General features: G+C 41.1%; 27 protein-coding genes. 19 read left to right on the forward strand and 8 right to left on the reverse strand.

Features of this window, described 5'->3' with window-relative positions; all coding sequences use genetic code 11:
* Positions 1-15: 15 nt before the first annotated feature.
* A complete protein-coding gene (locus J4N46_RS02940) occupies positions 16-2337 on the reverse strand; it encodes a TonB-dependent receptor (protein ID WP_208058111.1) in 2322 nt (773 codons plus the stop codon).
* A 119-nt stretch (positions 2338-2456) separates the two neighbouring features.
* Here J4N46_RS02940 and J4N46_RS02945 point away from each other — a divergent pair, with 119 nt between their 5' ends.
* On the forward strand, positions 2457-3416 hold the full coding sequence (locus J4N46_RS02945) for a helix-turn-helix domain-containing protein (protein WP_208058112.1): 960 nt from the start codon (positions 2457-2459) through the stop codon (positions 3414-3416).
* Positions 3417-3481: 65 nt separating this feature from the next.
* On the opposite strand, the gene J4N46_RS02950 is transcribed toward J4N46_RS02945, so the two are convergent.
* The 3 genes from J4N46_RS02950 to J4N46_RS02960 all read right to left on the reverse strand — a co-directional run bounded on the left by J4N46_RS02950 (position 3482) and on the right by J4N46_RS02960 (position 4751).
* On the reverse strand, positions 3482-3739 hold the full coding sequence (locus J4N46_RS02950) for a DUF6952 family protein (RefSeq protein WP_095913989.1): 258 nt from the start codon (positions 3737-3739) through the stop codon (positions 3482-3484).
* The gene (locus J4N46_RS02955; protein WP_009388481.1) at positions 3720-4031 is read right to left on the reverse strand and encodes a thioredoxin family protein; all 312 of its coding nucleotides are present in this window, start codon (positions 4029-4031) and stop codon (positions 3720-3722) included. The genes J4N46_RS02950 and J4N46_RS02955 overlap by 20 nt, the downstream gene beginning before the upstream one ends.
* Before the next feature lie 84 nt (positions 4032-4115).
* Positions 4116-4751 (reverse strand): peroxiredoxin, encoded by a 636-nt coding sequence (locus J4N46_RS02960; protein ID WP_107781890.1) that lies wholly within the window; start codon positions 4749-4751, stop codon positions 4116-4118.
* Between the two features lie 186 nt (positions 4752-4937).
* Here J4N46_RS02960 and J4N46_RS02965 point away from each other — a divergent pair, with 186 nt between their 5' ends.
* Complete coding sequence (locus J4N46_RS02965; protein WP_208058113.1) at positions 4938-6041, forward strand: IS4 family transposase; 1104 nt, start codon at positions 4938-4940, stop codon at positions 6039-6041.
* Here J4N46_RS02965 and J4N46_RS02970 read toward each other — a convergent pair.
* From J4N46_RS02970 to J4N46_RS02980, 3 genes are all read right to left on the reverse strand, one after another.
* Positions 6038-6430, reverse strand: coding sequence for a helix-turn-helix domain-containing protein (locus tag J4N46_RS02970; RefSeq protein ID WP_236013597.1), 393 nt, complete (start codon positions 6428-6430; stop codon positions 6038-6040). The two genes, J4N46_RS02965 and J4N46_RS02970, sit on opposite strands and share 4 nt — an antisense overlap.
* A 111-nt stretch (positions 6431-6541) precedes the next feature.
* Positions 6542-6820, reverse strand: a complete 279-nt coding sequence (locus J4N46_RS02975; protein ID WP_009414673.1) for a SemiSWEET family transporter — start codon at positions 6818-6820, stop codon at positions 6542-6544.
* Positions 6821-7270: 450 nt separating this feature from the next.
* A complete protein-coding gene (locus J4N46_RS02980; protein WP_009414673.1) occupies positions 7271-7549 on the reverse strand; it encodes a SemiSWEET family transporter in 279 nt (92 codons plus the stop codon).
* Positions 7550-8241: 692 nt separating this feature from the next.
* Between J4N46_RS02980 and J4N46_RS02985 the strand changes: the two genes are divergently transcribed.
* The 4 genes from J4N46_RS02985 to J4N46_RS03000 are packed head-to-tail and all read left to right on the forward strand — an operon-like array spanning position 8242 to position 10597.
* Positions 8242-8649 (forward strand): IGBP1/TAP42 family protein, encoded by a 408-nt coding sequence (locus J4N46_RS02985; RefSeq protein WP_208058114.1) that lies wholly within the window; start codon positions 8242-8244, stop codon positions 8647-8649.
* On the forward strand, positions 8646-9161 hold the full coding sequence (locus J4N46_RS02990; RefSeq protein ID WP_208058115.1) for a J domain-containing protein: 516 nt from the start codon (positions 8646-8648) through the stop codon (positions 9159-9161). The genes J4N46_RS02985 and J4N46_RS02990 overlap by 4 nt, the downstream gene beginning before the upstream one ends.
* Positions 9162-9177: 16 nt before the next feature.
* Positions 9178-9618 (forward strand): hypothetical protein, encoded by a 441-nt coding sequence (locus J4N46_RS02995; protein WP_208058116.1) that lies wholly within the window; start codon positions 9178-9180, stop codon positions 9616-9618.
* 4 nt (positions 9619-9622) lie between these two features.
* Complete coding sequence (locus J4N46_RS03000; RefSeq protein ID WP_208058117.1) at positions 9623-10597, forward strand: LuxE/PaaK family acyltransferase; 975 nt, start codon at positions 9623-9625, stop codon at positions 10595-10597.
* On the opposite strand, the gene J4N46_RS03005 is transcribed toward J4N46_RS03000, so the two are convergent.
* Positions 10587-10862, reverse strand: a complete 276-nt coding sequence (locus J4N46_RS03005) for a Sec-independent protein translocase subunit TatA/TatB (RefSeq protein ID WP_009416387.1) — start codon at positions 10860-10862, stop codon at positions 10587-10589. The two genes, J4N46_RS03000 and J4N46_RS03005, sit on opposite strands and share 11 nt — an antisense overlap.
* Before the next feature lie 174 nt (positions 10863-11036).
* Here J4N46_RS03005 and J4N46_RS03010 point away from each other — a divergent pair, with 174 nt between their 5' ends.
* The 13 genes from J4N46_RS03010 to J4N46_RS03070 all read left to right on the forward strand — a co-directional run bounded on the left by J4N46_RS03010 (position 11037) and on the right by J4N46_RS03070 (position 26844).
* Complete coding sequence (locus J4N46_RS03010) at positions 11037-12014, forward strand: M23 family metallopeptidase (protein WP_034557476.1); 978 nt, start codon at positions 11037-11039, stop codon at positions 12012-12014.
* 88 nt (positions 12015-12102) lie between these two features.
* On the forward strand, positions 12103-14535 hold the full coding sequence (gene pheT / locus J4N46_RS03015) for a phenylalanine--tRNA ligase subunit beta (RefSeq protein ID WP_208058118.1): 2433 nt from the start codon (positions 12103-12105) through the stop codon (positions 14533-14535).
* Positions 14536-14544: 9 nt separating this feature from the next.
* The gene (locus J4N46_RS03020; protein WP_208058119.1) at positions 14545-18402 is read left to right on the forward strand and encodes an AAA domain-containing protein; all 3858 of its coding nucleotides are present in this window, start codon (positions 14545-14547) and stop codon (positions 18400-18402) included.
* A gap of 19 nt (positions 18403-18421) precedes the next feature.
* Positions 18422-19621 (forward strand): threonine ammonia-lyase, encoded by a 1200-nt coding sequence (gene ilvA / locus J4N46_RS03025; protein WP_208058281.1) that lies wholly within the window; start codon positions 18422-18424, stop codon positions 19619-19621.
* A 62-nt stretch (positions 19622-19683) separates the two neighbouring features.
* Positions 19684-20508 (forward strand): ComEA family DNA-binding protein, encoded by an 825-nt coding sequence (locus tag J4N46_RS03030; RefSeq protein ID WP_208058120.1) that lies wholly within the window; start codon positions 19684-19686, stop codon positions 20506-20508.
* 235 nt (positions 20509-20743) lie between these two features.
* Positions 20744-21886 carry an acyl-CoA dehydrogenase family protein gene (locus J4N46_RS03035; RefSeq protein WP_009416381.1) on the forward strand — a complete coding sequence of 381 codons (1143 nt, stop codon included), beginning with the start codon at positions 20744-20746 and terminating at the stop codon, positions 21884-21886.
* Between the two features lie 21 nt (positions 21887-21907).
* Positions 21908-22360 (forward strand): RrF2 family transcriptional regulator, encoded by a 453-nt coding sequence (locus J4N46_RS03040; RefSeq protein ID WP_009416380.1) that lies wholly within the window; start codon positions 21908-21910, stop codon positions 22358-22360.
* Positions 22361-22410: 50 nt separating this feature from the next.
* Positions 22411-22674, forward strand: coding sequence for a SemiSWEET family transporter (locus J4N46_RS03045; RefSeq protein ID WP_208058121.1), 264 nt, complete (start codon positions 22411-22413; stop codon positions 22672-22674).
* A 178-nt stretch (positions 22675-22852) separates the two neighbouring features.
* On the forward strand, positions 22853-23683 hold the full coding sequence (trpC, locus tag J4N46_RS03050) for an indole-3-glycerol phosphate synthase TrpC (RefSeq protein ID WP_208058122.1): 831 nt from the start codon (positions 22853-22855) through the stop codon (positions 23681-23683).
* Positions 23684-23705: 22 nt separating this feature from the next.
* Positions 23706-24977, forward strand: coding sequence for a serine--tRNA ligase (gene serS / locus J4N46_RS03055; RefSeq protein WP_208058123.1), 1272 nt, complete (start codon positions 23706-23708; stop codon positions 24975-24977).
* A gap of 43 nt (positions 24978-25020) precedes the next feature.
* The gene (locus J4N46_RS03060) at positions 25021-25326 is read left to right on the forward strand and encodes a hypothetical protein (protein WP_208058124.1); all 306 of its coding nucleotides are present in this window, start codon (positions 25021-25023) and stop codon (positions 25324-25326) included.
* Positions 25317-26228 (forward strand): ribonuclease Z, encoded by a 912-nt coding sequence (locus tag J4N46_RS03065; RefSeq protein ID WP_208058125.1) that lies wholly within the window; start codon positions 25317-25319, stop codon positions 26226-26228. The genes J4N46_RS03060 and J4N46_RS03065 overlap by 10 nt, the downstream gene beginning before the upstream one ends.
* A 34-nt stretch (positions 26229-26262) precedes the next feature.
* Positions 26263-26844 carry a LemA family protein gene (locus tag J4N46_RS03070; RefSeq protein ID WP_208058126.1) on the forward strand — a complete coding sequence of 194 codons (582 nt, stop codon included), beginning with the start codon at positions 26263-26265 and terminating at the stop codon, positions 26842-26844.
* The last annotated feature ends 19 nt before the right edge of the window (positions 26845-26863 follow it).

Consider the following 26863-nt stretch of genomic DNA (forward strand, 5'->3'; position numbering starts at 1 on the left):
TTATTAATTGCGTTTTTAGAATATAACTCTAATCTTCACTCCCCCATTGATTCCAGGGAGCGGACGGTTAAATTCTGATAAAGTCTTTTCATTCGTTACATTGCGCAATTTACCCGATATAAAAAGTTTGTTGTTCAGAAAACTGTGTTCAAAGCCTATATCAAGAGTAGTGCTGCGCGGTATACGGCGTTTCTGCAACTGGGTCATTTCAAAATCGTAAAAATATTCTTCTACGAAAGCTACATCGGCAAACAGACGCGTATTCTGACCGCTGCCGCCAAAAAGGTTTTCGCGGTGAAACTCTACCCCTGCATTTGCCATCAGGTAGGGTATGTTGGGCATACGCTTGCCTTTGGTAGGGTTGGGCACGGTACTAGCCGGCTCGTAATCGCGAGTATCGCGTAGGTCTTGGTAGGTAGTATTCACATAGGCGTAGAGCGAGGGTAGCACATCGGCTTTAGCTTCAAACTCCATACCTAGAGTGCGCATCTCCCCAAAATTCTGATACTGTGCCCCTATCAGTCCAGAGGTGTAGCGTATCATATCTTGCAGATACATATAAAAGAAGTTCATTTCTATCTGCGCATTGCTGCGGTGTTTGCCGGTTAGGTCAAACAGAACCCCTATATTCGCGCTGGTGTTGCGTTCAGGCAATAGGTCAGCACTGGGCACTACACTAATACCATCTCCCAAAAGCTCTGTTTCTGAAGGGATACGCACCTCATAACCTGCCGATAGCTTACCCATTAGCGAGGGCAAAAACCGATAGCGCAAGGCGTTGTTCACTCCCCAATTGCTCTTGTGTACATCTACATCATACTTACCAGGTACAAACAGCGGTGCCATTTGGGTATGCATAGTGTATTGGTAGTAGCGCAAGGTGAGCGAATTCAGAAATACATCATTAAGCGACCGCAGGTCATAGGTAAGACCACTCACCCAGCTGTGCATATGCGAATCAAAATTCACCTGCTTGCCTAAGCTGCGCGTCTTCAGCTCATCTTTAGGGGTACCTTCTGCTATAGAGAGCACACTGTTGAAGTTAAAAGAATGACGTTCGTTTATGATATACTCTAAGTTCGTTTTGTTGATGAAGGAGAGTTTTTGGTCGTCAGAGTCCGAAGGGAAGTTATACCCCGCCTCACCACCATAGCGCGAAGGGGTAGGGTAGGAGGTACCGTCCCATTCATAGCGACGAGTAGCTTTATCGATAAAATTCATTTGGGTGAGTACCAATCCGTTGAACATATCAAGGTTAAGCCCTTCGGTAAGGAAATTGTCTTTGGTGAATTTGTTAGCCAAACCTGCCATTAGCGATTCGCTATAGGCTTCGCGTATGTCGTACTCTATACCTTGCACTTCTTTGTAGGTCTTCACCAATACGGGCTCAAACTCTACCTTGTCAAACCACCATTTTTTAGCGGTAAATCCACCTCCTATCAGGTATTTGCGATACTTATCGTGGTTGCGAGTGATGCGCAATCCCTTGCGGTAGGGCGAGTCAAAAGTATAGTTATTATCAGAAGTAGTATAACCACCCCCGATACCTAAGGTATATCCGCGTTCTTTTAGGTTGCGTTTAAAAACTCCTTGTACTTTATGGGTATTGAAACTCTCATAACCATAGCTGAGGTCGGCATATTTATCGGGGTACTCGCGAATGACGATATTGATAGCTCCTCCCAAAGACGATCCTCCAAAGCGGGCAGGTACCACACCTTTGTAAATCTCAATGCGGTCTATCATATCTACCGGAATATCATTGATGTCTAAATAATCGGTCTGCTCAGTCATTGGCAATTCATCTATAAAAAAGCCAATGCGCTTGCCCTCTAAGCCTCGTACCGAAATACGCGAACTACTACCTACCCCTCCAGAAGTCCGCAGAGTGATGCCTACCGTCTTGGCGAGGATATCTTGCACATTGCTCACCGTACCCCGCATATTGCTCATATCAATTACCGTGATAGGCATACTCTCTTCTTTTTTTTGGTGTGCTATAGTCTTTGCCGATACTATTACTTCGCTTATTTGCTCAGCTTGCTCTTTTAATGATATGTCTATGCGTGTTTGTTGACCGGTGCTTACTTTTTTAGTAGCAGTCTGATAACCTAAGTAACTGAATATGATGGTATAATTACCTTTTGGCAAGCCAGCCAACTCATACTCTCCATTAGCATTAGCAATACTCCCTTTCTTCAATTCTTTAATGTAAACAGTAGCTTGTGGCAAGCCGATACCCGTACTTTTGTCAGTAATGGTACCGATGAGTTTATACGTATTCTGAGCCGATACTGAAGCAGAAATTAACAGTAATAAATAAAAAAATCTGTTCATAAATTTGCTTGTTTGGTATAGATTATTTACTTTTGTTCTAAACAATGAGTTTCTGAAGGCAAAAGTACAGCAAAAACACACGCGAGACTTTAATCTTATTAGCAAAGATTTTAATTTGAATGGCTATGATAAATGAAGTAACATTACCGTTGATAACCAATGAAGAAGAAATACTTACTTATTACGAAGGGGTAAGCGAGCAAATAGCTCATTTTCAGTTAGAGCAACAAGCCTTAGGGCATCATACTTACTACCGTTGGCAAGCGCAAGTAAAACAAGAGGCTACTTTCGAAGGACGTATGGATATCCCTTCTTTGCGCCTCTATTTTGTAACCCAAACCCACAAAGGCATTCAGATAGAGGTAGATAAATCTATTTCCACTGCCAAGGCAGGAACGCATAATATCTTTTTCGGACGTGAAGAATGCACAGGCAAAGACTTTTTGCATAAAGACGATACTATAGAGGTCATTACCTTAGCCATTAGTGCCGAGCAGTTTGAGCAGATAGCTACTCAGTACCCCGAAACCTTTATGAGTTGGTATGAGCGTTACCAGCGCAGCGGCAACTTTATCCTTTCACCCGACTATGCTCTGCCTACTACTTTTGCTATGCAAACAGCGCTAAGCCAATTGCAGCAAGCCTCCTTATTGGGCAAGGCTTCCCGCCCTTATGCCGAACTCAAGGTACAAGAACTTCTCCTCTTGCAGCTCTATCAATACGAACAACAGCAGAGCCAAAATTGCCAGTATTGCAAGACCCAAACCGATGTACAGAAGATGTACGAAGTGCGCGACCGCCTTATAGCACAATTAGATGCCACCCCCTCTATTACCGATTTAGCTCGTGCAGTAGGTATTAACGAAAAGAAGCTGTGCTACGGATTTAAAGAAGTGTTTGGCAATACCGTCTTTGGTTATTTATACGAGTATAAGATGACCTTAGCGCGCCAGCTACTCCTCCATACCGATAAGACCATCAGCGAGGTCGCCCTCGCTTGTGGCTACGACTATCTGTCGCATTTCTCAACAGCCTTCAAGCGCAAATACGGCATCAATCCCAAACAGCTCAAAAATTAACCATTAAAAAAGCCACAGCTTTAGGCTATGGCTTTTTCGTTCTTAGTTAGTGAAATAATAATAATTTACTTGTCAATCGACCCTACTACGCGCTTCATAAAGCTGTTTAGGGCTTCTTTCTGCGGAGTGCCGGCTTTTATCATATTATCCACCTCAATGGCTCCGTAGAAATTAGAGAGCAATTCACCTATTACGTCAAGCTCCTCATCTTTGAGTTGCTCACATTCTATGAGATTTTCGAGAGTCTCTACCGTCTCATTCACATAATCCTGATCGTTGGTTTCAATAAACTGAACGATGTGTTTAATTACCGGTAATCTCATCTATAAATTGCTTTAATATTTCGGCTTTATTAGTTTGCACTTGGTTTACCAAAGCACCATTTTTGAAAGCCGCAAAAGTAGGTAGGTTATCCACTTTAGCCAGTTTGCGCGATTCTGTAAACGCCTCAGCATCTACATATACGAAAGTAGCATTAGCGGTTTCGCTAGCGTACTTTTTAAACTTTGGTTTCATTATTTTGCAATTGCCGCACCATCCAGCGCCAAATTGTACGAATACAAGCGGATTAGCAGCTACTACTTCTTGCAAGTTATCTTGGGTTAGTTCTGTCATACTGATAAATTTTAATTGAGTGAGTCTTTTAGTCAGTGCAAATAGATAGGTTTACAATGATTAAGTTATTATGAAAAATTATAATTAGTGCGATGCTAAATAGCTAGCAACTCCTTTGCGGTCAGCATTCATGGCATCTTTACCTTCTTCCCAGTTAGCAGGGCATACTTCACCGTGTTGTTGTACGTGGGTGTAAGCATCTACTAATCTAAGGTATTCTTTTACGTTACGTCCTAGAGGCATATCGTTGATGCTTTCGTGGAATACTTTACCAGTTTCGTCTATGAGGTAAGTAGCGCGGAAAGTAACATCATCACCTTCTAAAAGGTAAGCGTCAGCTACTTCGTCATATACCTCGTTAGAGTCAAGGATACCAAGTGTACGAGCAAGGTTGCGGTTGCTATCAGCCAAGATAGGGTAAGTAACACCCTCAATACCACCATTGTTTTTAGGGGTATTTAGCCAAGCGAAGTGTACTTCAGCAGTATCGCAAGAAGCGCCGATAACCTTCACGTTGCGTTTTTCAAATTCAGCCAAAGCCTCTTGAAAAGCGTGTAGCTCAGTAGGGCATACGAAAGTAAAGTCTTTAGGATACCAGAAAAGGAGTACTTTCTTTTTATTGTTTACGGCTTCGTTAAGCACGTTTATTTTGAATGTGTCCCCAAGGTCGCTCATAGCGTTAACCTCAATGTTAGGGAATTTTTTTCCTACGAATGACATATTTATGATGTTTTATGGTTTATTTTTCTGGCGGCAAAATTACTATCATTTTTTATTGAAGAAATAGTTTTCTAATTGAAAGAATTTATAAAGCAATAAGTTTAATACATGACAAAAAACAATATAGAAGGTACTTGACAAAAGAGCTGAAATTCTTTATATTAGAGTTTCTAATCTACCACAATTATGACTCTAAAAAAGAATATCAGCTCAGGAGACAAAAGTACAAATTTATTATCTATATTCCAAGGGTATTTTTCCGGCAAATTTAATTTAGCAAGAATTAAATTTATATGCTTGTTAATCAGTTCTTTATGCAAAGTAAAGACTGTCAATTTTCAAAAGTTATCAATAGGATTTGATAATAAAGCAGCTACCTCAAGTAATTATAGACGGATTCAACGTTTTCTTGCAGATGTAATCCTACCTATGAGATGGATAGCTCAACTTATTTTTAGTTTATTACCTGAGAAAAATAACTTGATATTAGTAATGGATAGGACTAATTGGAAGTTAGGAGGGAAAGATATCAATATCTTAATGTTAGGGATAAGTTATAAAAATATTGCTTTTCCATTAATGTTCAAGATGTTAGATAAGAGAGGTAACTCCAATACAGCAGAAAGGATTGCCTTAATAAATGATTTCATAAGTTGGTTCGGTTCCGATTGTATTGATTGTTTGTTAGCAGATAGAGAATTTGTAGGGAAGGAGTGGATTGCTTTCTTAAATGACAATGGGATAGCTTATCACATTAGGATAAGAGAGAATTTCATGGTTTTTGACCCTAAGAAGCAAGTATTATCCAAAGCATGGCATTATTTCAACAATCTAAAGATTGGAGAGATAAGACATTTCCATAGAATAATGGTAATTAATGATGAATATTGTTATCTTTCAGGAATGAAAACAATAAAAGACAATAAAATAGAGTTTTGTATTGTCATTTCTTTCAATAAACCTGAAGAATCTTTAGAAAAATATGCAAAGAGATGGCAAATAGAAACACTATTCAAAGCTTTTAAGAGCAGTGGTTTTAATCTCGAAGATACCCATGTAACGCAGATGGATAGAATAAAGAAATTAGTTTTATTGGTAATGCTTGCTTTTGTTTGGTGTTATAAGATAGGTGATTATATTGATACAAACATAAAGGCTATTAGAATAATAAAACACGGCAGTAGAGCCATAAGTATCTTTAAATACGGCTTGGATTACCTATCAAGGATATTAATTTCAGGAATTAACTGTCTTAAAATCAATGTTTATCAATTTTTGTCGTGTAGTTAGCCAATTCTGTTAAGTAAATCAGCCATTCCTTGTGGAGTATAGGTAACTTCAAAAGTGTCTTTAACCCATTGAGATACTTGTTTTGCATCTGTATAAAGATGTGTGCGTAACTCTTGTTTTAAGGATTCTATTTGAAAAATATTAAGCAGACCTTGATAACCTTTATAACGATTCTCAAGAAGTTTATCTAGTCCTCCTTCAAGATATAAGGAACGATAACGATAAGTAGTAGAAATATCTATACCCAAGCAATCAGCAACAAAAATAGGAGTATTGCCCATAGAAAGCATCAAAATGCAGGTAACTCGGGCATAATCCGAGCGACCTTGCAAGTTGCGTTGGAGCTTTCTAAGTTCCTCTATTTCTGTTGGTGATAATGTTAGTTCCATAGATGGTGCAAAAATAACAAATTTTTTATTTATTCGCAATCTAAATATATTCCAATGTAGGGATTAGTGATCGTTTTTGCTTTTGCCGAAAAGCAGAAACATACAGTAGCTTTAAAGTGAAGTAATAAAAGTTAAGAATCCTAAAACTACCCCTACCAAATTGGGGATAATGAGAATATAATCTGGCTTAGGCTCTTTTGTCCAGCCATACACCACCCAGATAAGACAAGACCCAGCTGCAAACAAAGGTTGCCAAGGTTGTGCTTTGTGCCCCTCTAAGTTGGCCATAATTTGAGGAATATAGGCTACAAATACCGCCACTCCTATAAAGGCTCCTATGGAACCTATAAGCAAATTAATTTTTTGCTTGATATTTCTTTTTTCGTTCATAATAATATGGTTTTCTGCAAAGATAGTAATAATTTGCGATTTTACAAAGAAACTTCAAAAATAATTAGAAACATTTTTATTTTACACTCTGCGTAACGAAGCCTGTAATCTCCGAATATAAGGGTCTTCCACTACATCAATAATAGCTAAAATATCAGCTGGAATACGCATTGATGAGTGAGTAATATTAAGCTTTTTTGTCAATTTCTATAGTCAAAAAGAAATGGTTTGCGAATTTATCAAAATGCAGGTAACTCGGGCATAATCCGAGCGACCTTGCAAGTTGCGTTGGAGCTTTCTAAGTTCCTCTATTTCTGTTGGTGATAATGTTAGTTCCATAGATGGTGCAAAAATAACAAATTTTTTATTTATTCGCAATCTAAATATATTCCAATGTAGGGATTAGTGATCGTTTTTGCTTTTGCCGAAAAGCAGAAACATACAGTAGCTTTAAAGTGAAGTAATAAAAGTTAAGAATCCTAAAACTACCCCTACCAAATTGGGGATAATGAGAATATAATCTGGCTTAGGCTCTTTTGTCCAGCCATACACCACCCAGATAAGACAAGACCCAGCTGCAAACAAAGGTTGCCAAGGTTGTGCTTTGTGCCCCTCTAAGTTGGCCATAATTTGAGGAATATAGGCTACAAATACCGCCACTCCTATAAAGGCTCCTATGGAACCTATAAGCAAATTAATTTTTTGCTTGATATTTCTTTTTTCGTTCATAATAATATGGTTTTCTGCAAAGATAGTAATAATTTGCGATTTTACAAAGAAACTTCAAAAATAATTAGAAACATTTTTATTTTACACTCTGCGTAACGAAGCCTGTAATCTCCGAATATAAGGGTCTTCCACTACATCAATAATAGCTAAAATATCAGCTGGAATACGCATTGATGAGTGAGTAATATTAAGCTTTTTTGTCAATTTCTATAGTCAAAAAGAAATGGTTTGCGAATTTATCAAAATGCAGGTAACTCGGGCATAATCCGAGCGACCTTGCAAGTTGCGTTGGAGCTTTCTAAGTTCCTCTATTTCTGTTGGTGATAATGTTAGTTCCATAGATGGTGCAAAAATAACAAATTTTTATTTATTCGCAATCTAAATTTGTTTGACTATAAAAAACAATCATCAAACAACAATATAAGAAAAACAACAATTTTATCACCCCCCCAATTCAAAATTCAAAATTCCACCATACCTTCAGCGAAGGTTGAGCGAAGGTTGAGCGAAGGTTGAGCGAAGGATAAGCGAAGAATAAAAGCCTGTGCGGCTCGCACCGAGCTGGCGCAGCCGAGTATGTGACGAAGGATGAGCGAAGGATAAGCGAAAAAAATCAAAATTCATAATTCAAAATTCATAATTCAAAAATATTTTGTATCTTTGCCCCAAAAATACAGTAATTCGCTAAGCAAATGGTATATTATAGTATTCTCGCTGTTATAGTGGCATATATTTTGTATATGCTTATAAGGCAAGGTATTGCCAACTATAAACGCGAAAAATCAATAGAAGAATTAAGAGATAAATGGCAAGCTGCCTTAGTAGACGAAAAACAAACTCGCGAAATTATTATGGGGCTTGTAAAATCTACCTATGGCGAAACCACCGTCAATGCTATTGAAAAGAATATATATACTGAAGGTATGCCCAATTTTTTAGTAAAACTCGCTTTAGGACGACCCCAACAGGTGCAAAGTGCTGTGTTTAGAGGGGCTACTACCGAGCGTTGGCACTACAAAACCCTTACCCTTACCTTTCAAAACGGGCGACTTATAGGCTGGGAAGATAATAACGATAATACTCGCAAAGCTGGAATATGATACTGAAGGACTACTATGAAATATTGGGCGTAAAACAAAAGGCTACCCCCGAAGAAATACGCGATGCTTATAAAAAGTTAGCCAAAGCCTACCACCCCGATAAACATCAGGGCGACGCTTTCTTTGCCGAAAAGTTTAAAAGCTTGCAAGAAGCCTATGCAGTATTAGCAGATGAAGATAAACGCAGAGAATACGACACCAAACTCGCCGAACAACTCAACGCACAAAATACCCAAAAAAAACAACACACCCCCACAAACAACCAACAGAAAAATACCGCAGAGCAACCTTCACCCAGCCACTCGGTAGTAGATTTGCCTACTTTGGTAGATATGTATTTCCAGAAAAGAGTGGCTACGGTGCAAGCGCGCAAATTCTATGACGGCTTTATTGCTACCCCCAGAAAACGTTACATCTCTTGGCTTAAATTTATCATAGCACTCCTGCTATTGGCAGCCAATATCGCTCTATTACACCCCACTTGGGGCGTATTTAAAGATTTGTTACCCTAATTAAATTATCTATACAATGAAAAAGTACTTTTTATTAGCATTCGCAATGGTAGCTACACTTGCTACTGCCCAAACTGAAACTTACAAAGAAGGCAACCTTACAGTAGCCTACCCAAGTAGTTTTAAAGCTAAAAAAACTGCTAACAACGCGGCTACTTTCAGTTCGCCCGATGAGTCTATAATCTTCTATGCTTATAAACCCAAAAAAGCAGCGTTGCCTACTGATATAGACCTTAAAAGAGATAGCTACGTTATAACTCCCTCATTTGAAGGCGACAAAGTAGCTGGATATACTTACTACGATGGTAAATACCAACACTTTTATGAGTTGGTTACCAACGAACAGAAAAATATTTATTACGTACTTGGCTTCCGTTTTAATAACGAAGAGTCGATAGGTAAATATCGCGAAGAGTATTCTGCTTTCCGTAAATCATTAGAAGACCAACGCAAATAATCATTTGCTTACTATACCTCACATACAAAACGATGATGAATTTATAACGGCTGCTTTATCTGTATTTCGCTATCAGTACGAAAACAATAAGGTATACCATCGTTTTTGTAATTTATTACATCGCTCACCTCACAATGTGCATACGCTCGAGGATATACCTTTTCTGCCTATACACTTCTTCAAGACAGAAAAGGTATATTGTGGCGATACCCCACACCAAGAAATCTTTACCAGCAGTGGTACTACAGGGGCGCAAACTTCACAACACTACGTAAAAGACCTCAGTATTTATCAGGAAAGTTTTCGCAAAGGCTTCCAACACTTCTACGGCGATGTGCGCAACTACACCATATTAGCCCTATTACCCTCATATTTAGAACGCAAAGGCTCCTCACTCATCACAATGACCGATGACCTCATCAGGCAATCGCAAAGTGAAGAGAGCGGTTTCTACCTGCACAACTACGACCATTTGGCTGCTACCCTACAACGTTTGGATAAGGCTGGGGGGCGGGTTTTGCTTATAGGCGTATCCTTTGCCCTACTTAGTTTGGTAGAGCAATACACCTTTCAGCTAAAAAATACAATTGTAATGGAAACAGGAGGAATGAAAGGAAAACGCAAAGAGCTGATACGCGAAGAGTTGCACCAGCTATTGAAGGAAGGTTTTGGCGTGCCCCATATCCATTCGGAATATGGTATGACGGAATTGCTATCACAAGCCTATTCATCGGGGGAAGGTATTTACCGCAGTGTCCCTTGGATGAAAATACTCATACGCGACACCAACGATGCCCTCAGCTATTTGCCAACGGGCAAAACAGGCGGTGTAAACGTGATAGATTTAGCAAATATTCACTCTTGTAGCTTTATTAGTACGCAAGATTTAGGCAAGCTACACCCCGATGGCTCTTTTGAAATACTCGGTCGTTTTGATAATACCGACCTCAGAGGTTGTAACCTAATGGTTAGTCTTTAGGAAGGTGATTACCAGCTACTTCCTCTTTTATTTCTTCTATATCTTCCTTTATTTGTTCTATCTCTTTTTGAGTTTCTTCAAGCAATGAGTTGCCAGCACTACTGCCGTGCTGCACTGTGTGTTGTATCTCGGTTTTTATTTCATCAGTAGCATCGCGCACTTGGCGAATGGTTTTACCCAAACCGCGCGCTACTTCGGGCAATTTATCTGCCCCAAAAAGTATCAGTACTGCAAAGAGTATCAGTAAAATTTCAGAAAATCCCATAAGGTTTGTAATTAGTCGTTAGGTGTGAGCCGCACGGGGAATTTTGGGTGCAGGTAGCACCGGCAATATCATAGATGGCTTGTGCCGCTCGCATAGCACTTAATAATTGCAAAATTACAATTTTTTTTTAGAAAGAATACGCTTCTATTCAGTTTTTTTTGTACCTTTGCCGTTATGAAAAAGGTAAAGTATTATTATGACCCCGACACGCTTTCCTATAAGCGTATCAGAAATAAAAAGCGCACTAAAGTACGTAATGTATTGGTGTTCTTGATGGCGGCTGCTCTCTTTGGTGCTTTGTTATCTGTAGTAATGAATAATTCGAGCCTATTCTTTACCCCACGCGAAGTGTCTTTAGCCCGCGAAATAAAAAACTACGAAAATAACTATCAGATTCTCAATAAAAAAATGGAACTGATGGAGGAGGTACTTGCCGATTTGCAAGAACGCGATAACAATATGTACCGCTTGTACTTCAACGCTCCTATTATCCCTGATAGTATCCGTAAGGGTGGGTTGCGCAATCCTAACAAGTACAAAGATTTGGAAAAATATGGCGGCTCTAAGCTCATCGCCGATGCTACCAAGCGAATGGACGTGTTGCGCAAGCAAATAGTTGTGCAATCGAAATCGTTGGATAACATTACAAAGTTATCCAAAGAAAAAGAAAAATTCTTGGCTTCTATCCCTGCTATACAGCCCGTGAATAACAAAGACTTGAAGCGTATGGCTTCGGGCTATGGCTGGCGTACCGACCCTTTTACAAAAGCGCGTAAGTTTCATTACGGTATGGATTTTTCATCGCCTCAGGGTACTCCCGTATATGCTGCTGGCGATGGGGTTGTTATTCGTGCTGATGACGGGTCATCGGGCTATGGTAATCACATCCGTATAGATCACGGTTATGGTTATGTAACACTTTACGGACACCTATCAGCTTATAATGTGCGCGCTGGGCAAAAAGTAAAACGAGGCGATTTGATAGGTAAAGTGGGTAGCACAGGGCGTTCGGAAGCTCCTCACTTGCACTACGAGGTAATGAAAAACGGCGAGCATATCAACCCAATACATTTCTATTACGGCAACCTTACTCCTGAGGAGTTTGCCGATATGCTACACGTATCAAACCAAGAAAATCAATCTTTGGATTAGTGATTTAGTCATTAGAAGTTAGTGAGATTGTACGGGCAATGAAAGTTTGCCAAATGTAAAAAAATAAAGAAAGATAAGCAATTATATTATGAAAATATCTTATAACTGGTTAAAGCAGTATTTGAAAGTAGATAGTTCGGCAGAAGACACAGCGGTAATTCTTACCGATTTGGGTTTGGAAGTAGAAGGTGTGGAACTTTATGAGAGTGTGAAAGGCGGACTGAAAGGGGTAGTGGTAGGGCACGTGCTAGAGTGTGTTAAACACCCCAACGCCGATAAACTCAAGATTACCAAAGTGGATGTGGGCAGTGAGGCTCCGCTGCAAATAGTGTGTGGGGCTCCTAATGTAGCTGAAGGGCAAAAAGTGCCTGTAGCTACTATTGGCACTGTATTGTACGACAAAGAGGGCAATGCTTTCCAGATAAAGAAAGGAAAAATACGAGGTGAAGAAAGCTACGGAATGATTTGTGCCGAAGATGAATTGGGCTTGGGCAATAGCCACGAGGGTATTATGGTTTTAGACGATAAATACGCCGTGGGTACCCCTTGTAGCGAGGTATTTGAGGTGGTTACTGATGAGGTCTTCGAGATTGGGCTTACTCCTAACCGTGCCGATGCGATGAGCCACTACGGCGTAGCGCGCGACTTGCGTGCAGGCTTGATGCAAAAAGGCACGCACTTAGAGCTTATATCACCTTCGGTAACCAAGTTTCACGTAGATAATCGTTCTTTAAAAATAGACATTGAGGTAAGCAACCGCAAGCTGGTGCCTCGTTACACGGGGGTAACCATTAGCAATGTGCGTGTGGGCGAATCGCCTGCGTGGTTGCAACACCGTCTTAGGGCAATAGGCATCACCCCTAAAAACAATGTAGTAGATGCTACTAATTATGTGCTTCACGGCTTAGGACAACCGCTTCACGCCTTTGATGCCGACCATATTATAGGGCGCAAAATTGTAGTGAAAAACGCTCAAGCGGGTACTAAATTCAAAACCCTTGATGGCGTAGAACGTACCCTTGATGCAGAAGATATTATGATTTGCGATGCCGAAAAACCGCTTTGCATAGCAGGGGTATTGGGTGGTGAAAACTCTGGTGTTACCGATTTTACGCGCAATGTGTTTTTAGAGAGTGCTTATTTTGACCCTGTAGCGGTGCGCAAAACGGCTAAAAGGCACGCTATCAATACCGATGCTTCCTATCGTTTTGAGCGTGGTATCAATATTGAAGAATGTAAATTTGCCTTGATGTATGCTGCGGTACTGATTGAAAATATTGCAGGAGGGGTGATTTCATCAGATGTTATTGATTTTTACCCTAAAAAATACGAAGATTTTCAGGTATTCCTTGCTTTTGAAAACGTAGACAAGCTCATAGGGCAAAAAATACCTCGTGATACTATCAAATCTATATTGCACTCGTTGGATATTAAGGTCAATTCGGTTACCGAACGCGGTTTGGGCTTGCTGATACCTACTTATCGTGTTGATGTGCAACGCGAAGCCGATGTAATAGAAGAAATATTGCGTATTTATGGCTATAACAACATTACTTTTTCTGAAAAGATAAACGCTACAATGTCGCATTCGTCTAAATATGACGACCTGAATATGCAAAATGTAGTGGCTACACAACTTATAGGTCAGGGGTATTACGAAATAATGACCAATAGTTTGGTTTCAGAAAAAGAAATCACTACCTATACTACCCACCCCGAAACGGCGGTGAAATTGCTAAACCCGCTGAGTGCCGATTTGGGCTATATGCGTAAAAACCTTGTGTTTTCTGGCTTGGAAGTGATAGCATATAACATCAACCGCAAGCGCACCGACCTGAAATTGTTTGAGTTTGGCAAGAACTATCACTTCAATAATGGCAAGTATAGCGAAAGCAAACACTTGGCACTTTATCTTACAGGCAATGCACAACCAGAATATTGGGGTGCTCCTGCCCAAAAGGTTACTTTCTACGAGCTAAAAGGGGTTGTAGAACGTATCTTGGAACGTGTAGGCATACAAGGAGTTACAATGCTACCGCTGCCCGAAGGGGCTTGCTCTTTTGGGCAAGAAGGTTTGCGCTTGCAAGTGGGTGATACAGCATTAGGGGGTATAGGCATCATCAAGCCGAGTGTGCTAAAAGATTTCGGCATCAAGCAAGAAGTATTCTTTGCTGATTTGCAGTGGGAAGCTATCCTACAACTTGCCCAAGGGCATAAGGTAGTTTATAAAGAAATTGCTAAATACCCCGAAGTGCGCCGCGACTTGGCATTGCTTATAGATGAGCAAATTAGCTTTGCACAAATACATCAGTTGGCATTCCAAACCGAGAAGAGTTTGCTGAAGAGCGTAAACCTTTTTGACGTATACCAAGGTGATAAATTACCAAAGGGCAAAAAGAGCTATGCTGTGAGCTTTATCTTGCAAGACGAGAACAAAACCCTTACCGATAAACAAATAGAAAAAACAATGACGCACCTGCAAACGGCTTTTAAAGAGCAATTAGGTGCTGAGTTGCGATAGTTAGTAAAAATGACACCAGAAGTATTTGCTACCTTTCAGAACAAATTAAAAGTAGGCAACAGGCGTGGAGTACATCTCAACGCCTTGCCTGCCAATTCTCGCTATAAATTTGATATAGCGCGCTTATCGGCTATTGTGCCTACACTGCCACAACAGTTTGTAACAGAACTGATGAGTGTGCGCAATGTGAAATTTTCTTTTTCTATTGAAAATAGCAAGAAAAATGAGAAAGAGGAAGCGCTACTACAAAAAATAGTGAGTAGTGTGGAAAACCTTATCTTTCAGAATGAGGTAATTTGGGCTGAAAAAGGTGTAAATACATTGGGCTTTGGCTACCCCATACTGCTAAGGCGCGATAGTAACGATGGGCAACTTACGGCTGCCCCTGTGCTGATATGGCAAATAAAGATGAAACCTACCTCACAGATGAACACTTGGGAACTCTCTCGTAATGAAGATGACCCTATTTACCTGAACGAGGTACTCATCAACCACTTACAAAACGATTCGGGGATTAGCCTGAAACCCATTCCCGATGAGATGCTCGAAGACGGCATTATTGATGCCAACGAGCTTTACACCCTTTGCGCCGACTTGCTGCAACAACTAAAAGTAGAGCAATCATTGGATTTTCTTACCGATGATAAAGCTGCTATGGGGGCATTGAAAACCAAACAGGATTATGAGGCTCTATTGCCCAATCGCGGAGATGCTTTGATAGAAAAATGCGGTATATTATCGCTTTTTGAGGTACAGAAACAAAATATCATTGCCGACTATCAGTGCCTGATAACGCAATTTAAGCCCGAAGAGTTTGCTGCCAATGATACTTTTCAAACACTTACCTCTGTTCCCACCGACCCTTCCCAACAAAGTATATTAGAACAACTGCGCCAGCAGCGCAAAATACTCATACAGGGTCCGCCAGGTACGGGCAAGAGCCAAACGCTTACGGCACTTCTTATCAATGCACTTCAAAACAAACAAAAAACCTTAGTGGTATGCGAAAAGCAAACCGCTCTGGAAGTGTTGTACAACGCCTTACAGCAAAAGGAACTGGGCAACTACTGCACTATGATAAAAGACCCCGTTACCGACCGCCGATTGATAGTGGAAGCAGTACGTAATATTATTGACAGTCAGGATTTTAGGAAACCTTCTAACAATGTAAGCGAAATACTTGTTGATAAGCAAGTTGCGGCTATGCAAGAGCACAAAAGGCACATCAATGCTATTCACGAGAAACTAAATAGCGTGCTGATAGCAGGACAAACGTGGACGGATATAGTTGCCGCAATGATGCAGCACGAGCCGCAAGCCGAAAAGCTAAACCTCACAGGCTTACACTTTGCCTTTACCGATGAAGAATGGCAAATGCTCACCCCTTTGTGGGAGCAGGGGCAACGCCTTTACGAGGCTTTTAAGCCTTATAAGGCAAGTGATTTCTTCAATCCTGTTACCCTTACTGCCCAGAATCTATTCACCACACAACAGCTCTTAGCCGAAGCTTTCCAACAATACGAGCAGCAAGCCCAAGCCATAGGCGACACCGTAGAGAACTACCGCAAATATTACCACCAAAAACGCCAAGAAGAGTTTGACACCCAGCTGCAAGAGCTTACCGCTTATCACAACGAATACGACCTGCTCACCGCTATGCTGCCCGAAAATTCGGAGGTGTATCAGCCTGAAAAAACAGCAGGGTTCTTTTATAAATTGGCTTCGGTATTTTCGGGAGCGAAGAAAAAAGTATTGCGCACCCAAGAACGCCTTATTGCTATCAGTACAGCAGTGAAGGCAATGAGCACGCATCCCAATTTGCAGCCTGTAGATATTACGGCAAATCTTTATCACAACAAATCTGTTATTACCGATTATTTGCAGAAAATAGTTGCCTTACAAGCTAATTTTGACGAACGTATATCTGAAGACTTTGCGGCTCTAAATCTTTTGGGTTTTAACAATGCTGCTTTTGCCGATGTTAGTTTGCAAACGCTACAATCGCAAGTGCAACAGCTTAAAACACAGCTTACTAATGATAAGTGGTTAAAACGCACCAGCTGGGGGAATACCTTTGCCGAGTTCAGCAAAGCCCTGCAAGAAGTAGTGAGCACCTACAAGCAATATCAGGCAGATGCCGCTCACCCGCTGAAACTCATTTATGAGTGGCAACAATGGTATTTGTCGCTTACCGCTTTCCAACAACAGTGCGTGCAGCTATTACAATCTGTAACGCATTGGGAAGCCTCATTGCTGATGGCATACTACCCGCTGTTATTACAGCACCACGCCGATGCGTCTTTAAACTTTTCAGCTCACCATTATTCCGATTTGGACACCCTCTTGAAAGACTTTGCCGCTACCCAACAACAGTTTATAGAAAACTATTGGAATGAGCAGCAGCGTTTGGCTGTAAAAGCCTTTGAGGATAATCATAACGAACTTACGGTAGCCAATTTGTACAACAAGCGCAAAAGCGAAAAGCACAACCGCTTGCCGCTGCGCCAAATTGCGATGCACGATGTGAATCTCTTTACTAACTTCTTCCCTATAGTACTCACTACCCCCGATGCTTGTTGTAACCTGTTTGAAGGCAAAAACTTCTATTTTGATAATGTAGTTTTTGACGAGGCAAGTCAGTTGAAATTGGAAGACAACTTGCCAGCGATGCTCAAAGGCAAAACTGTAGTTATTGCAGGCGATGAGCACCAGATGCCTCCTTCCAATTACTTCAGTAAAGTATTTGACGGTACTGCCGAAGACGAAGATGATGACGAAAGTGAAGGTGAGGTGATTAGCTATAAAGATGCGATGCTCAATATAGAGTCTTTGTTGGATTACGCTCTTGAGTATCAATTCAATAAAAATCACTTAGATTTTCATTACCGTTCTAAACACCCTCACCTGATAGATTTCTCTAATCACGCTTTCTATAACGCCCGCTTGCGTCCTTTGCCTAATACCAAGGTCTTTACACCTATAGTATTCAAGCAAGTAGACGGGGTTTTTGATGAACACATCAATAAAGAAGAAGCGGCTGAGGTGTTGCGCCTATTGGAGGAGCTGCCCGCACGTGCCGATGGCTCTTACCCCTCTGTGGGGATAGCTACCTTCAACATCACCCAGCGCAATTACATACGCAAGCAGTTGTTGCAAAAGCAAAACGACCCTGCCAATAAGGCATTTCGTGAGAAAATCGCTGCACTTGAGGCAGCAGGCTTATTCATCAAAAACCTTGAGAACATACAAGGTGATGAGCGCGATGTGATTATCCTTTCGGTTACCTATGGCAAGAAGAAAGACGGCAAATTTGTACAAGCCTTTGGTCCTTTAAATCATACCAAAGGTTATAAGCTGCTGAATGTAATCATCACTCGTGCCAAAGAACAAATATACGTGTGCAACTCTATTCCGCAAGAAATTTACGCAGCCTATAAAGACGCTTTGGCACAAGAGGGTGCCAACAATAGGCGCGCTGTGCTATATGCTTATTTGGCATACAGCAAAGCCGTGAGCGATAATAACGAAAGTGCGAGACAAGAAATCCTTGCCGAATTAGACCGTTATGGGCATAAGCACAACAATATAGCTCATAGGGCAGAAAGCCACTTCAAGAACGAAGTTTATAAAAAGCTCAAAGCACAACACCCCGACAGCGATATTACTCAGGATTATCACTTTGGCGGTTATACTATAGATGTGCTCTTGCGCCCCGAAAACAACCAGCCTGCTGTAGCCGTAGAATGCCTTAGCAAACCACTATACGCTGGCGAGCTCGCTTACCTTGAAGACCTTCATAAAGAGAAGATACTCACCGCTGCAGGCTTTCAGTACAAGCGTGTTTGGGCACACGAAATGATGCGTTAGTGATTAAAAAAAACAAAAAATAAAACTATTGGAGAATTTTCTTACTGCAGCTGAACACTTAAAGGACGTGTTGCTGCCAACACGGTTGATTTATAGTCCTATATTTAGTGAAGAATCGGGGAATTTAGTTTATATAAAGCCTGAAAATCTACAGAAAACGGGTTCGTTTAAGCTGCGTGGCGCTTACAACAAAATACGAAAGCTTACCGAAGCCGAAAAGCAACGAGGGGTGATAGCCTCTTCGGCAGGCAATCACGCGCAGGGGGTAGCCTATGCAGCTCGTGAACTTGGCATAAAGGCAGTTATCGTAATGCCCAAAACAACGCCTCTCATAAAGGTAGAATTTACTAAAAAATACGGAGCTGAGGTGATTTTGCACGGCGATGTTTATGACGATGCCTACCAAAAAGCCAAAGAATTAGAAGCCCAAGAGGGCTACGTATTTGTGCATCCTTTTGACGACCCTGATGTAATTGAAGGGCAAGGTACAATTGCCCTTGAAATATTAGAAGAATTGCCCGATGCCGATGTAATTGTAGTGCCGATAGGCGGGGGTGGACTCATATCGGGGGTGGCTTGTGTAGCCAAACACATCAACCCTAATGTTAAAATTATAGGAGTAGAGCCTAGTGGAGCTGCCTCTGCAACAGCTTCTTTACGGCAAAACCACTTAGTAACTTTGCCTGAAGCTAATACCATAGCCGAAGGTACTGCTGTAAAACGTATAGGGGAACTTACCCTCGCACTCATTAGAGAGTATGTAGATGAGATTATTACAGTTGATGATTACGAGCTAACTGAATCGTTTTTGCTATTGGTAGAAAAACATAAAATTATAGCTGAAAACTCGGGTATATTAGCTATGGCAGCATTGAAAAAACTGCAAGAACGAGCTAAAAAAATAGTGCCGATAGTGAGCGGTGGCAATATTGATGTATTGATGATAGCCTCGATGATTAGCAAAGGTTTGGTTAGCCGCAATAGGATTTTTAATTTTGCAGTAAGTATCCCCGACAGGCCTGGTGAACTTGCTAAAATTACTCAGATTATAGCTGAAGAAGGTGCTAATGTGATAAAATTAGCACATAATCAGTTTAAGAATTTATCTCGTTTTCGCGATAAAGAAGTGTTAATAACGGTAGAAACGAATGGTGCAGCCCATATAGCACAGCTGATAGCAGCTTTTCAGGCTAAAGGAATAGCTGTAGTAGCCTCGTAAAGGCTGCCTGTTTTTGCAAAAAAAACATTACCAGACTAAAAATATAAATTAAGAATAAAAAAATGTCGTTTTCGCACCAACAATTACGCGGTATATGGATAGTATGCGTGCTGATAACAGCAGCCGAAGTACTACTCTATTACTACAACCAGCAAAAAAGAGACTTCAACAACCACATAGTAACAAGTTTGGACAGCGAAATAGACTCCCTGCGCTCGCTTGCCTCTCACCACAAGCACGATACTATTTACCCCTTCAACCCCAACTTCCTTACCGATTACAAAGCCTTCAGAATAGGGCTTACACCCGCACAGTACGACCGCTTGCAAGCCTTTAGAGCGCAAGACAAATACCTCAATTCGGCTAAAGAATTTCAGCAAATTACCAAAGTAAGTGATAGTGTATTGGCAAGGATAAGTCCGGCGTTTAAATTTCCCAGCTGGGCATCACAAGCGAAAAAGACACATGAACAACCAAAGTTGCCCCCTAAAGAAGATATCAATACAGCTACTGCCGAAACTTTGATGAAAATCTACGGCATAGGCGAAGCATTTGCCAAACGCATACTCCAATACCGCGAAAAATTAGGTGGATTTACCTATATAGAGCAAGTAGCAGAGGTATATCATTTAGAAAAAGAAGTTTATGAGCGCGTAGCCGAGCGTTTTGAAGTAAAAACAGCCCCTGTAATAGAAAAAAAAGACATCAACCAACTCAATATGTACCAATTATCTAAGATACCCTACATCAATTACGGCGAAGGAAAAAAGATAGTAGCTCTCCGTTCTTCTTTAGGAAAAATACAAAAAATAGAAGATTTACAACAAATAGAAGGCTTTAGCCCCCAGCGCATACAACGTCTACAACTGTATTTGTACGCCGACTAATGACTAACTACTAATTTTTGCAGTTTCAAAAATATTTTGTATTTTTGCCTCGTGATTTTAAGCATAGCTTCAGCGAAGGATAAGCGAAGGATGAGCGAAGGATGAGCGAAGGATGAGCGAAAGATAAAAGCCTGTGCGGCTCGCACCGAAAGATAAAAGCCTGTGCGGCTCGCACCAAAGGATAAGCCCCCTGCCCCCCTCTAATAAATTAGATTGTAAAAAAAGAATATAATAAATGAATTTTAGTTATTCGGAAACACAACAGATGGTAGCACAAGCAGCAAAAGAATTTGCTGAAAAGTACGTACGCCCACACGTGATGGAATGGGACGAAACGCAAGAGTTCCCTGTAGAAGTATTTAAAAAAGCAGGAAGCTTAGGATTTATGGGTATCTTAGTACCCGAAATATATGGCGGCTCAGGATTAGACTACCACTGTTACATTGCAATTATTGACGAAATTTCAAAGGTAGACCCCTCTATAGGGCTTTCTATAGCAGCTCATAACTCACTATGCACTAACCATATACTAAGTTTTGGCAACGAAGAACAAAAACAACGCTGGTTACCCAAGCTCGCTTCAGGCGAATGGATAGGCGCTTGGGGGATTACAGAACACAATACAGGCTCGGACTCTGGCGGTATGGCAACTACTGCGGTGAAAGACGGCGATCACTGGGTACTGAACGGAGCTAAAAACTTTATTACACACGGCAAAAGCGGACAATTAGCCGTAGTTATAGCACGTACAGGCGAAAAAGGCGACAAACACGGCATCACTGCCTTTGCTGTAGAACGCGGAACAGCAGGCTTTAGTGCAGGTAAAAAAGAAAACAAGCTTGGGATGCGCGCCAGCGAAACTGCCGAAATGATATTTGATAACTGCCGCATACCCGATGCCAACCGCTTAGGCGAAGTAGGTGACGGTTTTATTCAAGCAATGAAAATATTAGACGGCGGGCGCATTTCAATAGGAGCACTTAGTTTGGGTATCGCTAAAGGTGCTTACGAGGCTTCCCTTAAATACGCCAAAGAACGAATGCAGTTTGGCAAACGCCTGATAGACCTTCAAGCCATAGGGTTTAAACTTGCTGATATGGCTACTGAAATAGAAGCTTCAGAGCTCTTGCTACACAAATCGGCATACCAAAAAAACAATCACCAGCGCGTAACCCTATCGGGGGCAATGGCAAAAATGTACGCCTCTGAAGTATGCGTACGCGTAGCCACCGAAGCTGTACAAATACACGGAGGTTACGGATATACTAAAGACTTTCCTGTAGAAAAATTCTTTAGAGATTCCAAGCTATGTACCATAGGCGAAGGAACTACCGAAATACAAAAATTAGTAATTAGCAGGCAGATAGACAAACAATAACAATAATAAAAAAGAATAATTATGCTGTCCAACTCAAGCAAGTACGCCATTAATGCAGTAATTTATTTAGCAGTACACTCATCTGTTACACGTAAAATAGGCGTAAAAGATGTAGCCGAAGCGCTCCATATACCCTCACCCTTCTTGGCAAAAATATTACAAACACTTGCGAGAAAAAACGTAATCAGCTCTAATAAAGGACCAGGAGGAGGATTTTGGCTATCCGACCAAGAAAAAGAAGCCCCTTTGATGAGCGTAGTGGAACAAATAGGCGAAGCTGATAAGTTTATTCGCTGTGTGATGAGCCTAAAACAATGCTCAGACGACAAGCCCTGCCCTATGCACGCGAGCGTAAAACCCTTTAGAGATGCCTTTAGGCAAGAACTTTCTGATAATTCTATCGCTTCTTTTGCCCAAAAAGTCATCAACCAAGAAGTTTTCCTTCTCCCCATAGAAGACGATTATACTGATTAGCCTAAAGCCCTTAGGTGAACAGAAAAAAGAAAATTTTAAAATAATTCAATATGGAAAACAACAAATTTTTTACAGTACTAAGTTATGCAGCTGCCATTATGGCGGTAGGGATGTATGTATCATACATACCCCAAATTGCTGATAACCTTGCAGGACACAAAGGCAACCCCATACAGCCTTTGGTAGCAGCTATCAACTGCACCCTATGGATTGCTTACGGCTTGCTGAAAAAGCCCAAACGTGATATGCCTATAATATTTGCTAATGCACCAGGTATCATTTTTGGACTTATAGCATTCCTAACAGCGTTATAGAGCTTTAGAGAGGCTGTCCGAAAGGTTTTGTTTTGTGAGGGCGATTTGCCAATCGCCCCTACAATGTGAATAAAAGCACCTGATTATCAAAGTGTGTGGCGCAATCATACTTTTAAAACTTTTCGGACAGCCTCTTGCTTATCCTGATAGACCAAAAATAACCAAAAAGATAAAGATAATGACTATTTTAGAACGTATTATTGCAGATAAACAACGTGAAGTAGCTTATAAAAAAGAGCTAATACCGCAGTTGCAATTGGAACAGAGTGTGCTTTTTGAGCGCAAAATCAACTCGCTTGCTGAAGCTATCAAAAGTAATGCAAGTGGAGTAATTGCAGAACACAAACGCCGTTCCCCTTCCAAAGAAGTGATAAACCAATCGCTCAATTGCTTTGAGGTGGTGCAGGCTTATGAAAAAGCAGGAGTAGCTGCCATTTCGGTACTCACCGATGGTAAATACTTTGGAGGCTCATTGGACGACCTATTGGTAGCACGTGCCAACACCACCCTGCCTATACTGCGCAAAGATTTTGTAATTGATACCTACCAAATAACCGAAGCCAAAGCCTATGGAGCCGATGCTGTATTGCTCATAGCCGCAGTGCTTACCCCAGAGCAAGTGAAAAACTTTGCCGCTTATGCTCACTCTATAGGGCTTGAAACACTCTTAGAAGTACATAATGCCGAAGAAGTAGCCTCACACCTCATCAGCGAAGTAACCATAGTGGGTGTAAACAACCGAAACCTAAAAACCTTTGAAGTAAGTATTGATGTGAGCAAAGAACTTTCTATGAAAATACCTTCGCAATACGTAAAAGTATCTGAAAGTGGTATTTCCGACCCTAAAGTTGTTAAAGAACTCAAAGGATACGGCTATCAGGGATTCTTGATAGGCGAAAACTTTATGAAAAGTGATGATATTCTCACTGCCACCACCGAATTTGTAACTGCAATTACCCAAAAATATAAAAAACCATCGAGCATATTGCGCTGGAACAAAAAGAAATAACAACAATCTATACCTAAAAACTATGTTGCAACTAAACACTATTAGAGAAGAAAAAGACCGCGTAATAAGCGGACTTAAAAAGCGTAATTTTAAAGAATTAGCACTCGTAGATGAAATTATCACCCTTGATGAAAAACGCCGAAGCACACAGCTGGCACTAGATGAAACACTTGCAAAATCTAATACCCTATCTAAAGAAGTAGGGAACCTTTTTAAAGCAGGCGAAACCGACAAAGCCAATGCCTTAAAAGCAGAATCGGCGACTTTGAAAGACGATATTAAAACACTTACCGACAAGCTAAACGATACAGTAACTGCACTAAACGACCTCTTGTACCGAATTCCTAATATCCCCTGCGATTTGGTTCCCGAAGGAACTTCTGAAGCGGATAACGTAGTAGTTTACGAAGCAGGTACTATTCCTAATTTACCTGCCGATGCACTACCTCATTGGGAATTGGCTAAAAAATACGACATTATAGATTTTGAATTGGGCGTAAAACTCACAGGGGCAGGATTCCCTGTTTATAAAGGCAAAGGAGCTAAATTGCAACGCGCCCTTATTACCTACTTTTTAGATAAAAACACCGAAGCAGGCTATAATGAATACCAAGTACCCCACGTGGTAAATGAAGCTTCAGGCTATGGCACGGGGCAACTTCCTGATAAAGAGGGACAAATGTACCACGTAGGCTTAGACGACCTTTACCTAATTCCTACTGCGGAAGTGCCTGTAACCAATATCTTCCGTGATACGCTCCTCAATGAAAACGACTTGCCTATTCTTTGTACTGCCTATACTCCTTGTTTCAGGCGTGAAGCGGGTAGCTATGGAGCGCACGTGCGCGGGCTAAACCGATTGCATCAGTTTGATAAAGTAGAAATTGTACGCATAGAGCACCCCGATAACTCTTATAAAGCCCTCGATGCTATGGTAGAACACGTGAAAGGTATTCTAAATGAACTACAATTGCCTTATCACATCTTGCGACTTTGCGGTGGCGACTTAGGATTTACTTCGGCAATTACCTATGATTTTGAGGTGTATTCTACCGCACAACAAAAATGGTTAGAAATTAGCTCGGTGTCTAACTTTGAGACCTTCCAAGCCAATCGCTTAAAATTGCGATTTAAAGATGGGCAAGGCAAAAATCGCTTAGTACACACCCTCAACGGAAGTTCGCTTGCCTTACCACGTGTGTTGGCAGGTATTTTAGAAAACTACCAAACCCCCGAAGGAATTGTAGTTCCCGAAGTATTAAGGAAATACACGGGTTTTGACCTTATCAATTAATAAAGAGGGTGCTGATAATCTCACGAACTGACGACTAAAGAATATGACCCAAATAACCTTAAAAAAAGAAGATTTATCTGGCTTAGCGCAAGGGGTACAAGCTGGAGACTTTGGTGCTCAGCACCTTATCATATCTCTATCCCCCGATGAAAATTGGAATATAAAGGACTTAAAGCCGCTGCTGGCTATCGCAAAACTACAAAATGAACAATACCGAAAATCGGTAGTGGTGGTAAGTGCAGCACTTGCTTCGGCTGAGGCAGATAGTACCCTAAATATAGTCCCCACTGTGCAAGAAGCCCTTGACCTTATAGAATTAGAAGAAATAGAACGTGAGTTATGGAGCTAACCATTTTGGGTTGCCATAGTGCTACCCCTCGTAACAATGCACGACCTACAGCCCAACTCTTAGAAATGAGAGGGCACCTTTTCCTGATAGATTGCGGTGAGGCTACTCAAATAGCCTTGCGCAATGCCAATGCCAAGTTCTCACGCATTAAGCATATCTTTATCTCACACTTGCACGGAGACCACTTCTTTGGACTCTTTGGGCTTATCTCTACTTTTCAGCTTTTGGGCAGAGAAGCCGAAATGCATATTTACGGGCCTAAAGGCATCAAAGAAGCTGTATTGTTGGTGCTGAAATTGGGTGGGGCTTATACACCTTTTCCCTTGTACTTTCACGAATTATCGGGAGACACATCGGAAGTGCTGTACGAAGATGATAAAGTGCTGGTACGTACTATCCCGCTACGCCACAGAGTGTATACCAACGGCTTTTTCTTTCAGGAAAAAGAAAGCGAACGCCGACTGGATATGACAGCGATAAGCAACTATCCTTCTATTGAAAAATGTGATTATCAGAACATAAAAAGCGGAAAGGACGTTGTACTGGAAAACGGAACGATAATACCTAACGAAGAACTGACATTTGCCCCTCACAAGCCGCAGAGTTATGCTTTTTGTAGTGATACCTTGTATTTTGAGTCTTTGGCAGAAGAGATTAAAGGAGCAAGAGTGGTATATCACGAGGCTACATTTTTGAAAAACAACGAAGAATTGGCAGCCAAAACGATGCACTCGACAGCCTACCAAGCGGGGCTAACTGCCAAAAACGCTAATGCTGAGGTGCTAATACTGGGGCACTATTCGTCTCGGTATAACGATATAAAACTTTTTAAGGAGGAGGCGAGTGAGGTGTTTGCTAATGTGTATTTAGCCGAAGACGGCAAGAAATTTGTATATCAATAAATAGAAAAAAACAAAAAAAATAATTAATTGAACTATGAAAAGTAAAAAGTGGATTTACATTGGTATTGCTGTTGTATTGGGCTGGTTTGTTATCAGCACTTATAATGGATTGATTGTACAAAAACAAGAAGTAAAAGCGAAATGGTCGCAAATAGAGGTACAATTGCAACGCCGTACAGACCTTATTCTCAGTTTGGTGAAAACGGTGAAGGGGTATGCAAAACACGAGAGTGAAACACTTGAGCGAGTGATGTTGGCTAGGGCGAAGGCTACTCAGATAACTGTAGACCCTACTAAACTGGACGAGGCTACGATGGCAAAACTATCGCAAGCACAGGGTGAACTTTCACAAGCCTTAGGGCGCTTGATGGTTGTGAGTGAAAACTACCCCGAGCTGAAAGCTAATCAGAATTTTATGATGTTGCAGACAGAGATTGCGGGCTGTGAAAACCGCATAGCGGTAGAGCGCAAGCGTTATAATGATGCTGCTAAAGTATACAATACATCGTTGCTTAGCTTTCCTAAAAACCTTGTAGCGAGTTTTTTAGGTTTTACAGAAGTGGCTTATTACCAAGCTGAAGCAGGCTCTAACAAAGCCCCAGACTTTGAATTTTAGTACATTACAATAAGATTTT

The organism is Capnocytophaga bilenii, assembly GCF_017565765.1.
GTDB lineage: Bacteria > Bacteroidota > Bacteroidia > Flavobacteriales > Flavobacteriaceae > Capnocytophaga > Capnocytophaga bilenii.